At 32.8% G+C, this 15,325-nt stretch carries 18 protein-coding genes and 1 other annotated feature; all 18 genes read right to left on the bottom strand.

Annotated features, from left to right (window positions below; translation table 11 throughout):
• Positions 1-9 precede the first annotated feature (9 nt).
• The 18 genes from CS873_RS06090 to CS873_RS06175 all read right to left on the bottom strand — a co-directional run bounded on the left by CS873_RS06090 (position 10) and on the right by CS873_RS06175 (position 15,325).
• Complete coding sequence (locus CS873_RS06090) at positions 10-1,068, bottom strand: sensor histidine kinase (protein ID WP_099974980.1); 1,059 nt, start codon at positions 1,066-1,068, stop codon at positions 10-12.
• Entirely contained in the window at positions 1,065-1,751 is a 687-nt protein-coding gene (locus CS873_RS06095; protein WP_099974981.1) for a response regulator transcription factor, read from the bottom strand. Before CS873_RS06095 ends, CS873_RS06090 begins: the two co-directional genes overlap by 4 nt.
• Positions 1,752-1,914: 163 nt before the next feature.
• A complete protein-coding gene (gndA, locus tag CS873_RS06100; RefSeq protein WP_099974982.1) occupies positions 1,915-3,333 on the bottom strand; it encodes an NADP-dependent phosphogluconate dehydrogenase in 1,419 nt (472 codons plus the stop codon).
• Positions 3,334-3,396: 63 nt separating this feature from the next.
• Entirely contained in the window at positions 3,397-3,954 is a 558-nt protein-coding gene (locus CS873_RS06105; RefSeq protein ID WP_099974983.1) for a YceD family protein, read from the bottom strand.
• Positions 3,954-5,051, bottom strand: a complete 1,098-nt coding sequence (locus CS873_RS06110) for a nucleotidyltransferase family protein (protein WP_099974984.1) — start codon at positions 5,049-5,051, stop codon at positions 3,954-3,956. The genes CS873_RS06105 and CS873_RS06110 overlap by 1 nt, the downstream gene beginning before the upstream one ends.
• A gap of 11 nt (positions 5,052-5,062) precedes the next feature.
• Entirely contained in the window at positions 5,063-5,794 is a 732-nt protein-coding gene (locus tag CS873_RS06115; protein WP_099974985.1) for a class I SAM-dependent DNA methyltransferase, read from the bottom strand.
• Positions 5,794-6,150 carry a ribosome silencing factor gene (gene rsfS / locus CS873_RS06120; RefSeq protein ID WP_099974986.1) on the bottom strand — a complete coding sequence of 119 codons (357 nt, stop codon included), beginning with the start codon at positions 6,148-6,150 and terminating at the stop codon, positions 5,794-5,796. The genes CS873_RS06115 and rsfS overlap by 1 nt, the downstream gene beginning before the upstream one ends.
• Before the next feature lies 1 nt (position 6,151).
• The gene (gene yqeK, locus CS873_RS06125; protein WP_245823050.1) at positions 6,152-6,751 is read right to left on the bottom strand and encodes a bis(5'-nucleosyl)-tetraphosphatase (symmetrical) YqeK; all 600 of its coding nucleotides are present in this window, start codon (positions 6,749-6,751) and stop codon (positions 6,152-6,154) included.
• Complete coding sequence (locus tag CS873_RS06130; RefSeq protein WP_099974987.1) at positions 6,744-7,379, bottom strand: nicotinate-nucleotide adenylyltransferase; 636 nt, start codon at positions 7,377-7,379, stop codon at positions 6,744-6,746. The genes yqeK and CS873_RS06130 overlap by 8 nt, the downstream gene beginning before the upstream one ends.
• 9 nt (positions 7,380-7,388) lie before the next feature.
• Positions 7,389-7,703: a YhbY family RNA-binding protein gene (locus CS873_RS06135; RefSeq protein ID WP_099974988.1), complete on the bottom strand. Its 315-nt coding sequence runs from the start codon at positions 7,701-7,703 to the stop codon at positions 7,389-7,391.
• A gap of 11 nt (positions 7,704-7,714) precedes the next feature.
• Positions 7,715-8,830 (bottom strand): ribosome biogenesis GTPase YqeH, encoded by a 1,116-nt coding sequence (yqeH, locus tag CS873_RS06140; protein WP_099974989.1) that lies wholly within the window; start codon positions 8,828-8,830, stop codon positions 7,715-7,717.
• Positions 8,817-9,344, bottom strand: a complete 528-nt coding sequence (locus CS873_RS06145; protein WP_099974990.1) for a YqeG family HAD IIIA-type phosphatase — start codon at positions 9,342-9,344, stop codon at positions 8,817-8,819. Before CS873_RS06145 ends, yqeH begins: the two co-directional genes overlap by 14 nt.
• 153 nt (positions 9,345-9,497) lie before the next feature.
• On the bottom strand, positions 9,498-9,854 hold the full coding sequence (rplT, locus tag CS873_RS06150) for a 50S ribosomal protein L20 (protein WP_099974991.1): 357 nt from the start codon (positions 9,852-9,854) through the stop codon (positions 9,498-9,500).
• Between the two features lie 42 nt (positions 9,855-9,896).
• The gene (gene rpmI, locus CS873_RS06155) at positions 9,897-10,094 is read right to left on the bottom strand and encodes a 50S ribosomal protein L35 (protein WP_099974992.1); all 198 of its coding nucleotides are present in this window, start codon (positions 10,092-10,094) and stop codon (positions 9,897-9,899) included.
• A gap of 15 nt (positions 10,095-10,109) precedes the next feature.
• Positions 10,110-10,640 carry a translation initiation factor IF-3 gene (infC, locus tag CS873_RS06160; RefSeq protein WP_099974993.1) on the bottom strand — a complete coding sequence of 177 codons (531 nt, stop codon included), beginning with the start codon at positions 10,638-10,640 and terminating at the stop codon, positions 10,110-10,112.
• Positions 10,641-10,663: 23 nt separating this feature from the next.
• Positions 10,664-10,784 (bottom strand) — a sequence feature (ribosomal protein L20 leader region).
• Between the two features lie 50 nt (positions 10,785-10,834).
• On the bottom strand, positions 10,835-12,781 hold the full coding sequence (gene thrS, locus CS873_RS06165; RefSeq protein ID WP_099974994.1) for a threonine--tRNA ligase: 1,947 nt from the start codon (positions 12,779-12,781) through the stop codon (positions 10,835-10,837).
• Positions 12,782-13,064: 283 nt separating this feature from the next.
• Complete coding sequence (gene dnaI, locus CS873_RS06170) at positions 13,065-13,976, bottom strand: primosomal protein DnaI (RefSeq protein WP_099974995.1); 912 nt, start codon at positions 13,974-13,976, stop codon at positions 13,065-13,067.
• Complete coding sequence (locus tag CS873_RS06175; protein WP_099974996.1) at positions 13,976-15,325, bottom strand: DnaD domain protein; 1,350 nt, start codon at positions 15,323-15,325, stop codon at positions 13,976-13,978. The genes dnaI and CS873_RS06175 overlap by 1 nt, the downstream gene beginning before the upstream one ends.

Raw genomic sequence — 15,325 nt, forward strand, 5'->3', positions numbered from 1 at the left:
GTGGCTTTTTTATTTGTCTCTTTCTTCAATTTTTAGGGGTAATTCTAACTTGAAAACTGTCCCCGATCCTTCAACACTTTCAACAGTTAAAGTACCCTTATAGACTTCAACTAACCGTTTAGCAATGGATAACCCTAAGCCATTACCACCTTGTTGACGTGATCTAGCTTTGTCAACTCGATAAAAGCGGTTAAAGATCTGTTTCAACTCTTTCTTGGGAATACCCTGTCCAAAATCCTGAATAGCAACTTCAAGTTCATTTGAATTAGTTGATGTAGAAAAATTGATTTCTTTTCGGTCTTTAGAATACTTAAAGGCATTATCTAACAAGATAATTACAATTTGTTCTAAGTGATTTCGGTAAATTTTGACAAAGCTACCATCACGTACATCATTATCAAAATTTATATGAAAATCTGGATGTAATAAAACAAAATCATTATATATCTGATCAAATAGAGGCTTTGCCTCAGTTACTTGATTCAAATAATCTTCATCAATCTGTTCTATTCTTGTCAAATCAAGCATTTCTTGAATCAGTGACTCCATACGTTTCAACTCTTGAAGAGAGGAATTAATTGAATCCTCTAAAATCTTAGGATCATCTTTCCCCCATCTTTGAAGCATACTCAGATGTCCATTCAAAACTGCTACTGGTGTTCGCAATTCATGCGAAACATTACCAACAAATTCTTTTTGTTGGTTTGTATAATTCTGCATTCTATCTAACATTTTATTGATGTTGACAGTTAAATCATAAATTTCATCTTTATCTCTTTTTAGTTTAATACGAGCATCTGAATCAGGCTTTTTATTTATTCTATCAACAGTATCATTTATAGAGTAGATACTTCTTAAAACTGTGCTAACAGAAACATAGCTAACTATTATACCCGCTATTAAGACTACTACACCTATGATTATTATCTTGAGAATGAAATTATAAGTTACATGTTCTGACGCTACACTGCGTAATGTATCTATAGATACGTAGGAAACCACCACATATGCAAATAAAATTATAAATGAAATAAATACCGTCCACTTTATTTTAATTGATAATCTCATTGTCTCATTTCATACCCTTTTCCGCGAACAGTAGCAATATAGCTTGGAGAACCATTTCTATCGATCTTGTTGCGTAAGTATTTGATATAAACATCCACAACGTTAGTTTCTGTACTACTACCTGATCCCCAGACATGTTCTAATAAGTCATCACGACTAAGAACACTTCCGACATTCTCCATCAATGTAGTTAATAAATCGTACTCACGCTTAGTAAGATCTATTACTTCACCATTTCTTTTCAATGTTTGAGTTGTCTTATCAACAACCAAATTCTTAAATTTCAAAATTTGGTCATTATTTCTTGTAATATCGATATCCAAGTCAATTCTTCTTAGAAGAGAACGGATACGTGCTAGTAACTCTTCAATAGCAAATGGCTTTACAATATAATCATCTGCACCATGATCAAGACCTGATACACGGTCAATAACTGAATCACGTGCTGTCATCATAATGATAGGAGTATTCTTTTCTTGACGAATACGACGACACACTTCCATACCGTTTAATTCTGGTAACATAAGATCTAGCAAAATTAGGTCCCAGTCATCATTTAAGGCAGCTTCTAAGCCTAATCTACCATCATGTTCAACTTGTATTTCATAGCCTTCATGTTCAAGTTCTAATTGAACAAATTTGGCCATATTCTCTTCATCTTCGATTATAAGTATCTTAGACATTATTAAGCTCCAATCTAATAAATAATTCTGTCATACTTCTTAAAATGTTAATTTTTACGTATTATTATGAGTTTAACACATTAAAATTATTAAAAAAAGACGATAGAAAATTAAATGACAACAAATAAAAAAGACTGAGAATGTAATCTCAGTCTTTCTTCTATTATTGTTCTTTATACCATGAATAGTGGAATATTCCTGGCTTATCAGTTCTTTCGTATGTGTGAGCACCAAAGTAATCTCTTTGAGCTTGGATAAGATTTGCAGGAAGTACTTCACTTCTATATTGATCAAAGTATGAAATAGCAGCCATAAATCCTGAAACAGGAATACCTGCTTGAACTGCATAACTAACAACATCACGTACAGCAGATTGATATTCTTCAACGATATTCTTGAAATAATCATCAAGTAATAGGTTGTTCAAATTTTCATCTTTGTTGTAGGCATCAGTAATCTTTTGTAAGAATTGTGCACGAATAATGCAACCTTCTCTCCAGATTTGTGCGATTGAGCCATATTGTAAGTTCCAATCGTATTTTTCTGATGCAGATTTCATTTGTGCAAATCCTTGTGCGTAACTCATGATTTTACTAAAGTACAAAGCTTTTCTAATTTTTTCAACTAATTCTGTTTTATCAACATCTGGAACGTTTATTGCTGGTTTTAATTCTTTACTTGCAACAACACGTTCATCTTTATAAGTTGAAACATAACGTGAATAAACAGCTTCAGTGATAAGAGATTGAGGAACACCAAGTTCTAGTGCACTTTGTGAACTCCACTTACCAGTTCCCTTATTTCCAGCTTTATCAAGAATCTTATTGACAATATAGTCATCTGAACCTTCATCATCTTTACGAGTAAGAATTTCAGAAGTGATTTCGATTAAGTAACTTGAAAGTTCACCTTCATTCCATTCCTTAAATATTGATGCAATTTTATCCATATCATTATCAAATAGGTGTGTTAATAGATTATAACTTTCAGAAATTAATTCCATATCACCATATTCAATACCGTTGTGAACCATCTTAACAAAGTGTCCAGCACCATTAGGTCCGATATAAGTTACACAAGGTTTTCCATCTTCTGCTTTTGCAGACATTTGTTCTAGAATAGGTGCAACAAGGTCATATGCTTCTTTTTGACCACCTGGCATCATTGATGGTCCTTGTAATGCACCTAGTTCACCACCAGATACACCCATACCAATGAAATTAATACCTGATTGATCTAATCGAGCATTACGTTCCATAGTATCTTCAAAGTATGTATTTCCACCATCAATTAAGACATCACCCTTATCAAGTAAAGGTAATAGTTCATTAATAACAGCATCTGTACCAGCACCGGCTTTAACCATCATCATAATACGACGAGGTTTTTCTAGTGAATTAACAAAATCCTCAATTGTATAACTTGGAGTTAGTTGTTTGTCAGGGTGCTCAGCAACTACTTCCTCTGTTTTTGAAGCTGTTCTATTGTAAATAGCAACATTGTATCCACGGCTTTCAATATTAAGGGCAAGATTCTTACCCATAACTGCCATACCAATTACACCAATTTGTGGTTGTGTCATTGTAGTACCTCCATTTATTTATGAAACTCATTATACTATTTTAATTAAAAAAAAGAGTAATAATTACTCCTTTTCGTCGTTATTTTTAAATAAATCTTTTAATTTAGCTAGTTCAGGATTGATGACTTTTTCTTCAGTTTTACGTTTTTCGTACTCTTCTTCCGAAATGACTTCCCATGCATCTCCTGCTGGCATGATATCATTACTTATCTCTTCTTCTGTCAAAACAGTTTGAGGGAGGTTGAGTAAAATGTTATCAATAATAGATGTGTAAATATCAATTGTAGGGTTTTCTTCATCAATTGGCATTACAACTGTGGAATCATCTATATCTTCGGTATCGATACCATCGATGTTATATACCTCGTTCACTCTAATATCAACCGGAACTTCTACTGGTTGCAAACTTCTAATTGATGGCATAACTAAATTAGCTTTAATTTTCAGATCAGTAACTACCAGACCGTTATCATTAAATAAGTTTCCACTAACAGAAACTAAATCTAAATCTAAGATATCGTCTGTTCTATCTAAAATATCTTTCTTTATATCAATATTTTCTTCAATAAGAAGCGGTTTATCTTTATATTTTCGTACATCTTGTACTTCAAAATTTAACACTATTTATCTCCTTTCATGTATGGTATCTTGCCATATATTTGAGGTCTATCATTAATTAATTCTATAATTCTGTCCACCTTTATATCAAGTGACATTATAGTTTGTTCTTTTTTACCTATTCTGGGAACTACTGGTATCTCAACATCTTCACGTATCGAATTGAGATAATTTTTACCTGTTTCGTTCATTCCCAAAATATGGATATATGGATTATTATAAACATTCTCTATTTCTTCTGGATATACGTTGAGCAACATATAAATTGCCAAACGACGGATTCTCGCATAAGTATATCTTTTGGATTTTACATTTTCTAAAAATTCACTCCAAGAATTAGAATTCTGGATTTCTTTGACAAACTTATTATCAAGACCTTCTGATACTTGATAAACTTGTTTGTTTTCTTCTGCGGTATTAGTCACAATTCTGGATTTGAGATACAAAAAATACTTATCCCATGAAGAAAGTGGATCATTTAACTGTTTACTAGATAGAATGGGTATTAATTCAGTCGAATCCTTACCAGTAATTAGATTATTACGGATTTTTGTAGCACTGTATTTATTATCATTACGATGGATAGTTTTAATTTCAATGTTAAAATTATTTTTCAAAATCTCCATCACGTAATTAACGCCTAATAATTGATTAGGTTGATTCAGACTATTTATTCCATTTGAACTTAGATAATTATCCAAATTACTGCCGTAAGTCTCACTATAATTTGCTTCAAACTCACCATCTAGCTCTAAAATTCTTTTTGCCTGTTCTACAAAATCTAGTTCATTTTCTGTTCCGAAAACTAGATGATTTATTTTCAAGTACTTTAGTAGGCTAATTGAACCCTTAGCAAACAAATCTGCAGGTTGAACTGCATAAGCAAATGGCAATTCAACTACCAAGTCCACACCCATTTCAACGGCCAACTCAGCTTTTTGCCACTTATCAATAATGGAAAAATCTCCACGCTGAACATAATTACCTGAGACGATGGCAATTAAAACATCAGGATCATATTTTCTTTTCACTTCATCTATAAATTTTTTATGTCCATTGTGAAATGGATTAAACTCTGCAACAAAGCCATAAATTTTCAATACTTAACCCTCTACTTATGAGCAACAAAAAACCATCTTGTAGAACTTTCTAAATCATTTGATTTACCAAAATCAGATGAGATTGAAATATCTTTAAATCCAACATCTTTTAAAATTTGTAAAAATACTTCATAAGGATATGTACGTTCCTTATGAACTTCAGTGTTTACTGAGTATCCGCTAATCTCTTCATTCCAGTTAAAAAAAGTTAACTCATGTTCTATACTATGCTCAAAATCACCTTCAAAGCTACTCCACATAAATGCAGAATCCTCTGTTTTGTGATTGAACATATAGTCAGGGAAAACTTCATCCATTTGATAAAGAGAATGTGCATCAAACATATATACACCATTTTCATTTAAGTGTTCAAAAGATTGTTTAAATGCCATATATAGCTGATCTTCATCTTTTAAATAGCATATTGAATCATCAAAACAAGTAATAATATCGTATTTGCCAAAGTTATATAAATCCAACATATTGCCTTGTTCAAATTTGATATTTTTATTTGCTTTTTTAGCCTTATCTTCAGCAATTTCTAACATTGATGTTGAAAGATCAGTTCCTTCTACATCAAATTCATTATCCAATATAATAGATAGATCTCCAGTACCACAAGCAACATCTAAAAGAGTTTTTTGCTCTGGACTGGTATTGGAGCTGACAAACTCTGCCCATCTTTCATATAGTGAATCATCCATCAATTCGCTATATACAGATGCAAATGAATCATAAATCATTATTCGACAACCAAATCAGAAATATCTACATTAGGTGCTTCTGACCAAAGTTTTTCAATATTGAAGAACTCACGTTGTTCTGTATTAAATACGTGAATAACAACGTCATGCAGATCAATAAGAATCCATTCTGAATCTCTCTTGCCTTCAACATGTCCTACTTCAACACCATTTTTACCAATTTGGTCTAATATTTCTTCAACTATGGAGTTAACTTGTCTTTGACTTCCTGCATCCATAATTACAAAATAATCAGCCATAATACTGATTTCGCTAATATTTAAGACTTCAATATCATTAGCATGTTTACTATCTGCAGCTTTAACTGCCAATTCCATTATTTCTTTTGATTCCATTTTAAGCTCCCTTTTTTATCCAATAATTGTATGTTTCAATCGTTTGCGGATGAATTACTTGTTTACGATCAACTAAGTGATTTATCGTATTAGTTAATTCCGCAATCATCCCTGCATATAGAGATATATCAGCCTGTTCTCTTGCTTCTTCAACACCAGGGAAATCTCTTCCTGGCTCTATATAATCAGCAATGAACACACATTTATCGATATCGTTCATACGCATTGATCCTACTGTATGTCTTCGAATTGCATTCAAAACGTCTTCGTCTTGAATTTTTAACTCATCTTTTATGATCTCTGCCCCAACTTCTCCGTGCCAGATTGCATTACCATAATTTAACAAATCAGGATCTAAATTTTTTTCTTTAATTACATTAATAAATTCTTGGTCAGATCTTTCTTTAGCAAAGTCATGTAGTAACCCTGCTAAGCCTGCCCTAGCAGGGTCTACATCATATTTTTCTGCTAAAGCAATCGCCTGTTTCTCTACACGTAAACAGTGATTTAATCTAAAATCACTCAATGTGTTTTTCATTAATTCTATAACTTGATCACGATCAAAACCTGCGACAATTTTGCCATAATTATAATTACTCAATGAACAAACCTCGATCCTTGATATAATTTTCTACTTCTTTGGGAACTAGGTATTTAATCGATTGATTTTTAGAAGCTCGTTCTCTTATCATACTGGAACTAATTTCCAATTCTGGAGTATTAACCCACATTATCGGATATTTTGACTTCAGCTCATAGCCTTTACGACATACTCCAACAAACTGAACTAGTTGAACTAGCTCATCAATTTTATACCAGTTAGGTAAATTTTCTACCATATCTCCACCGATTATAAAGTAATACTTGGTATCAGGATTGTACTGCTTCAATTGTTTAATCGTATCAATGGTATAACTAACCCCACCTCGATCAATATCAGTCAAATTCAAATCAAAATGTATGTTGTCTTTGATAGCTAACTTAATCATTTCAACCCGGTCACTGCTACTAATTGGTAATTCTTTTTCAACACCTTTATGAGGAGGTATTTCATCTGGCAAAAACATAATTTTATCTAAACACAACTGATCATAAACTTGCTCAGCAATAACTAGGTGTCCTAAATGTATTGGATTAAAAGTTCCACCCAAAATACCTACATGTTTGATACCTTCGCTTTTTATTTCTTTAATTTGAGGTTTAGTTAAAATTTTATTATCCAAATTCATAATTAGTTATTACATTTTCTCCAATTCAATTGAATAGTTTCTATTTTTTACTTTTGAAGATTTTTTATATAAAACTACTTTAGAACCAATTGTTTGAACATGTGCAATCTGATCGTCTTCTTTTTGAAGTGCCTCAACTAGTTCATCTGAATCAACCGTAGTATTTTGAAGTAAGGATACCTTGATAAGTTCATTTTTCTCCAAAATTTGTTTTATTTGATCAATTAAGTTTTGGCTAATACCATCTTTACCTATTTGAACTTGTGGCTTCATTGTTTGTGCTTTACTTCTTAAGTAACTATTTTTCTTACCCTTAATTATCATTAAATTTCTCCTTAAATAATTGCTTCTCTCATCGATACATTGACTCCATCAGGAACTGATACTCTTACATGACAATTAGCAGGAATAGTTACCCAACCTAATCCATAAATAACAATATCTGATTTTACTTTTGAGGTAAATTCTTCAATTTTTAATTTTGGAAATTCTGTTATTTCACTTGGTGGTGACAAAATTTCACCTAAATGTTTTTCATAGAAAGCATCTGCATTAACTGTTTTTGTACGATGTAATAAAAGATTCTTATTGACGTAAAATGTGACATTTGACTTTTCATCCAAGAAATCAAATCTAGCTAAACCAGCTACAAATATTGTTTGTCCATCTCTTAGTTGAAATGTTGAAGGATTCAATGGTTTTCTAGGATTAACAATTTTTAAATCATCGTCATTTAAATAGTGTGCTAGCTGGTAATGATGAATAATACCTGGTGTATCTACTAAACTACTACCATCATCCAGTGGAATATCTATTCTATCTAAAGTTGTTCCAGGAAATCTTGATGTTGTTATTAAATTTTTAATATCAGAATTGGCGCTGATAATTCTATTAATCAGTGTAGATTTACCTGTATTGGTTGTTCCAACAACATAAACATCTCTACCTTTGCGGTACTTATCAATCATTTTCATTAATTCATCAACGTTAAGTCCCTTTTCTGCAGAAACTAAAATTTGATCAACTGATTTAATTCCATTTTCTTTACTCATTTTTTGAAGCCAGTTGAGTAATTTGTTTTTATTTGTAGATTTAGGTAATAGGTCTACTTTATTACCTACAACTATAATATCCTTGTCACCTACAAAACGATGTAACCCAGGAATCACACTACCTTCATAATCAAAAATATCAATAACGTTGACTATCAATCCATCTTCTTCAGATATTGAATCTAATAGTCTTAAAAAATCGTCATCGCTAATATTAACATCTGTAATTTCGTTATAATTTCTAAGTCTAAAGCATCTCTTGCATAGGAGCTCTTCTGCATCATCATCCAAGTATTTCTTTAATGTTGACGGTTGAACGTAACCAGGTAGCTCTGGGTTATCAGTTTGTATCTCTGCACCACAACCGATACAGAAAATTGTTTCATCAATGTTTGTCATGTAGTGAATCCTTCCAGTTTAATTTCTTATCCAATATTCTATGCATTTTTAAAATAGGTCTTTCCATCTGGCGATTAATTCTTGTTTTGAATTCATCAGTATCAACCAATGGTTTTACTAAAATTGTCTTCAACCCAGCGATATTTCCTACAAAAACATCGGTCATAACCTGATCACCCACAAATAATATACTATCTTTAGACAAATTATGACTTTGGATATACTTATTTATTTCAAATGGCAAAGGTTTCTTTGCTCGTGCAACTATTTCAATATCTAATCCAGAAACAGCTTTTTCGACTCTTTCGTAGCTATTGTTTGAAACAACAAGTACTTTGATACCATTTCTATCCATCTCTAATAGCCATTTACGCAAAGTTAGAGTATATTCATCGCTATTCCAGGGAATCAATGTATTATCAAGATCTGTCATAATTGTCGTAATATTCAATTCTTTTAAATCTTTGATAGTCAAATCAGTTATGCTATTTAACATTGAAAAAGGCTTAAACATATATTTGTTTTCTCCATCTATGATTGATCTACTTATTATAATATCAATAGTAATATTTTAACATTTGAACAACTTAATTACCTGTTTAGAATCTAATTTGTCTGGTTATTTTGAAGTAAATAAAAAACTCTGCCCTAAGGACAGAGTTTTTTATTAAGCTAGCGCTTTTTTAGCTGTATCTACAAGACTTGTAAATGCAGCAGGATCTTCAATTGCTAGTTGAGCTAACATCTTACGGTTAATGTCAACATTTGCAAGTTTTAGACCATGCATCAATTTGCTGTAGCTGATATCATTCATTCTTGCTGCAGCGTTGATTCTTGCAATCCATAATTTACGGAAATCACGCTTTCTTTGACGACGATCACGGAATGCATAACGGTATGAAACCATGATTTGTGTATGTGCAGCTTTGAAAGTGATATGTTTTGATCCACGATATCCTTTAGCTAGTTTTAAAACTTTCTTACGACGTTTGCGAGTTACTGTTCCACCTTTAACACGTGGCATAATGACTCCTCCTTTGAGTTATAAAAAATTAAATGTTAATTATTAGTATGTTGCAAGCATTTGCTTGATACGTTTCATATCACTTGAGCTAACCATTGCTGACTTAGCTAATTGACGACGTTGCTTCTTAGTCTTACCGTGGAAACGGTGACTTGTATAAGCGTGACTTCTTTTCCAACCGCCGTTAGCAGTCTTTTTAAATCTCTTTGCTGAAGCACGGTGTGTTTTTTGTTTAGGCATTTTCTAACCCCTCCACTAATTTTTCTTATTATCTTTGGCACTAATTGGATCTAGCATCAAGAACATACTACGACCGTCCATTTTTGGCTTAGTTGTTACAGTCGCAACATCTTTAGTTTCCTCAGCTAAACGATCAAGTACTCTTTTACCAATTTCTTTATGGGTTATAGCTCTACCCTTAAATCTGATTGATACTTTAACTTTGTCGCCTTTATCTAAGAATTTACGTGCATTCTTTAGCTTAGTATTGAAGTCGTTATCTTCAATTGTTGGGCTAAGACGCACTTCTTTGACAGTAAAGGTCTTTTGTTTTTTACGAGCTTCACGATCTTTCTTTTGAAGTTCAAATTTGTACTTTCCATAATCCATAACTTTTGCTACGGGTGGTTTAGCACCTGGAGACATAAGAACTAGATCCATGCTAGAATCATCAGCAAGTTTTTGTGCTTCTGCTAATGTCTTAACGCCTAGTTGTTCTCCACTATCTGAAATCAATCGAACTTCATTTGCTCGAATTTGATCATTAATTAATAGATCTTTTGCTATAGTAAGTCACCTCCGAAATTTCATCCCACAAAAAAAAGTGGGCGCCTAAGCACCCACTCAACAAATTAGTATGTAAACATACGTAACTGTAATAGACCTAGAGGCATATGCATAGGTGAGAAGCGGGCGCTTCTGCTTAATCTCAACAATTACTAACTATACGGTATTAATACCCTATTGTCAATATTTTATTTTTAACCATTTTGGCGACTGTAGTTTGCTACATCTGCTACAACAGAATCAACGAATATATCTGCATTTTCAGAAACTGACTCTTTTTGTCCATATTTTCTTACAGAAACTGTAGCATCTGCTGCTTCATCATCACCAATAACAACTGTATATGGTACTTTCATTGTTTGTGAATCACGAATCTTATAACCCATTTTCTCATCACGATCATCTATTTCAACACGGATATTTTTATCACGAAGCTTCTTCATAATATCTTCAGCATATTCCATGTGTAGTTTGTTGTTGACCGGAATAATTCTTACTTGTTGTGGAGCTAGCCATGTTGGGAATGCACCCTTGTACATTTCAATTAAGTAAGCAATAAATCTTTCCATTGTAGAAACGATACCACGGTGAATCATAACTGGTCTATGATCTTCACCATCAGAACCAACGTATGTTAATTCAAATCTCTCTGGTTGTAAGAAATCTAGTTGGATTGTTGATAGTGTTTCTTCGTTACCTAAAGCTGTTTTTGTTTGAACATCTAACTTAGGACCATAAAATGCTGCTTCTCCCTCAGCTTCATAATAACTTAAGCCAAGATCATCCATAGCTGACTTCAACATTGATTGTGATCGTGTCCACATATCGTCATCATCGTAATACTTATCAGTATTTTGAGGATCACGATAACTCAATCTAAATGAGTAATCAGTGATATTAAAGTCATTGTAAACTTCCATCATTAACTGCAATGTACGTTTAAATTCATCCTCAATTTGATCTAGAGCAACAAAAGTATGTCCATCGTTAAGAGTCATTTCACGAACACGTTGTAGTCCTGTAAGTGCTCCAGATTTTTCATATCTGTGCATCATACCTAATTCAGCAATTCTAACTGGTAATTCACGATATGAACGTGTGTGGTGATTGTAAACTTGGATATGTGAAGGACAATTCATAGGACGTAATTCTAGCATTTCTCCATCACCCATGTCCATTGGTGGGAACATATCTTCACGATAATGTTCCCAGTGACCTGATGTCTTATAGGCATTTAGGTTCATAAGAATTGGAGTATATACATGTTCATATCCCCAAGCAACTTCTTTATCAATGATATATCTTTCAATCTGACGTCTGATTGTTGCTCCATTTGGCATCCAATATGGTAATCCTGCACCTACTTCTGGATCAACGAAGAATAAGTCTAAATCACGTCCAAGTGTTCTATGGTCACGTTCTTTGATTTCTTGACGGCGTTTCAAATCTTCATCAAGTGCATCTTGACTAAAAAATGTTGTTCCATAAATTCTTTGAAGCATAGGATTACTTGACTTACCTTGCCAATAAGCACCGGCAACAGAAAGAAGTTTTACATGCTTCAAATCTTTTAAGCTTGGCAAAATTGCACTATAACCAAAGTCTACAAAATCTCCCATTTTATAAACAGGAATTTGAACAGCATCGATTGCTTGAACTAATGATGTCTTGTAATCATCGCCTTTGAACATTGTTTCAAGTTCTGACTTGTCCATCATCAAACGTTCAATTTTATCATTTTGTTTGATGATTTTTGACATCATTTTTTCAATGTCTTCCAATTCATCAACAGTGATCTGTCCTGATTTGCTATCTGTGTCGACATAGAAACCATCGTCTGATGATTGTTTTTCACCAAAGCTTAAATCTGATTTGAATTCTTTAGCTGCTTTGCTAAATACAAAACTAGCTGAATTACGTAAAACTTCTAGAGCATCAGCCTCATCTTTAGCAGTAATAATTTCAATTGAACCATCTTGATTAATTGGTAGATTAACATCAATGATATGGTCATTTAATTTACCAGCAATGGCACTTTTACCTAAAGAAGTACTGATTGACTTAGCAACATCTAAAGTTGATACCCCTGAATCAAATTCTTTAACTGCTCCATCTGGAAATTTAAGATTGATTTTTGACATATTTGTTCTCCTTTATTTTTGAAAGACAAAAAAATGCGTCCCAGAATTATATACACATAAAAATATGCACATAATTCTGGGACGCATCTGCGCGGTTCCACCCAAATTGAATAGACTATAGTCTATCCCTCTCTTGTTTAGATCTATAATTCTAAATGGAAACCGAAAGTGGTGTCTTTGGTAATGGGTAAGCTTCCAGTTTACGTACCCTCCCTGTATAGAACCAAAGCGTTGTCTTTCTACTAAGTAAATTTAATCACAAACTAATTAAATAAGCAAGGGTTTACCATGTCTTATTCCTACGGTTATTACCTGAAACAATAACCTCTCTTGAGAGATATCGAACTCTCTCCATTAATCTTTTGGCTTTAACTATATCGTAATTGCCGTTTTTGCTATTGGCAAAGTGTTCTTCAAGTTCATTCATAGAGAAATTAGATGAAAAGAATACTGGCAAATTTTCTTGCATTCGATATTGCAAAATAACTCCCAAAACTTCGTCTCTAAACCATTCTGACATATTAGCAGCACCAATATCGTCAAGCATAAGTAATTGTGACTTCTTCAACCGTTCAACTAATTTAGAAACTCTATTATCATTGATTGCTCCCTTTGCTTGAGACTGCAAACTTAAAAAATTAACTAAAGTTGATTTAACTCCAGTTTTATATAGTTCATTAGCAATAGCACCTAAAAGATAAGTCTTTCCGACGCCATAATCTCCAGCAAGGTATAGTCCCGGCATATATTGTCCACCACTCTGATAATTTTCAATGAATTGTAATGCTTTATCCAAAGCATCCTGTCTGCCTTCTCCAGTGTAATCATCAAGACTGGCATCCTTAATATCGTCTGGCATATCCAATAATCTAACACTTGATGAATAATCTTTAGAATTTTCTTCCGCAATTCTCTTGGCGTTTGGAGAATATGCTACTTCCACATTGTGATTATTAACAATCAGACTGGGAACAAATTGATCTGATAGTTCACTAGAATTATGCTTCTGATTGTAGAATTCATAAATGCTACTTGCACTTTTAGCAATACTTTCATTACTTAATTCAGATTCATGTTCATTTAAAAAAGAGCGTACATCTGGGTCATTAAGTGCATCAGACATCAACTTTTTAAACTGCTCATTTCTATTAGATGTATCCATGAGTTTCTTGATTGTGTCGCCAATTTTTTCCATTAGTTGTTTTCCTTATGCCTAATTCTATTTAAACGTTCCTGAATATCTTGATTTGATTGTTCAACAGGTCTTGCTTTTACTTGAGACCAATCTGTTCCTTTTTCAACTCTACCATTATTGGATATTTGATTCTGATAACGTCTTTTGGGATTTCTAGGTTTGCTTCTTGACTCTTGTATCCTCTTCAATGCATCTTCTGGGGTTTTGATGTTATTTTGCTGCCAATCATTAGCAATTGTTTCCATTAATGGCAAGCTTAACGTTGTATTCTGTTGTAAAGAATAATGCGTTAATATGTTGATGACACTGGGACTTAAACTTGTATTCATTGCAAGATTTCTTAGTGCTCTAGACTCAACTGTACCGGTGAATCCACCTGTTTTTTGCTTTTCTGAAGCTAAAAATTCTGCTGGTGCTAATTCTTTTGCCTGTTTAATGAGTAATTGATCATCACGATTAAAGTTACTATTTAACTGTGAAGTAGTCTCAGTTACTTCATTTGTTTGAATATTAACACGCTGTTCAAATCTTTGCTGAACCATATTTTTCAACTGGCTAGGATCAATCTTATTAGTAATGATATCCATGGTTCTACCTAACAAGTCAATTATAACAATTTCATCTAAATCATAAAATGTAGCTAAGTTCTCAATCAAATCCTTATTGAGGTTAATATCTTCTTTTTCAATTCGATATAACTGTGAAGCTCGATCGATTATCAAGTCAAAATCTAAATTCTTCTGACTATTCAGTTCAATGGATTTAGTTGGAGTTGATTGCATACTATTTTGAGCAATACTTACATCATTAGGTGTATCTATTAAATCTTCCGAATTCAATCTGAATACATCTAAAAATTTACTTGTCTGATCTTTTGCATCATTTAATATATCTCGGTTAACAGAATATTTTTTCACTAAGTTATTGAACAAACTCTGACCAATTTTTTCATATAAGAAGATGCTCAATAAATCATCCCTGAAAAAATCACTTGGGTTTAAAGGTAAGTATAAATCATATATGTAGTATTCACCCAATTCATCATATTTACGGTAGTTTTTAATTAATCCTGTTGCTTCGAGTTTAATTCGCGCATTTTGAAAAGACTTTAAGTCGATATCAAGCAAACTCAATAATTCAGCGTGATTGGATCTCTCTGTAACTATTCTTTTATCTGTAGTTTTTTGAATTAGTAAAAGATAAATAGCCAGAGCTTCTGCTCCGACTAAAGGAAGGTACAAGTCAGTAAAGACTCTTTGATTGTAATCACTCAACTCTCCATTTTTTAAACACCAGTAGCCCGTCATGGGTGTCAATTTAGAAGAATTATTATTTGGTTCTATATCCAC

This window comes from Companilactobacillus metriopterae, from assembly GCF_002762335.1.
Taxonomy (GTDB): Bacteria; Bacillota; Bacilli; order Lactobacillales; family Lactobacillaceae; genus Companilactobacillus; species Companilactobacillus metriopterae.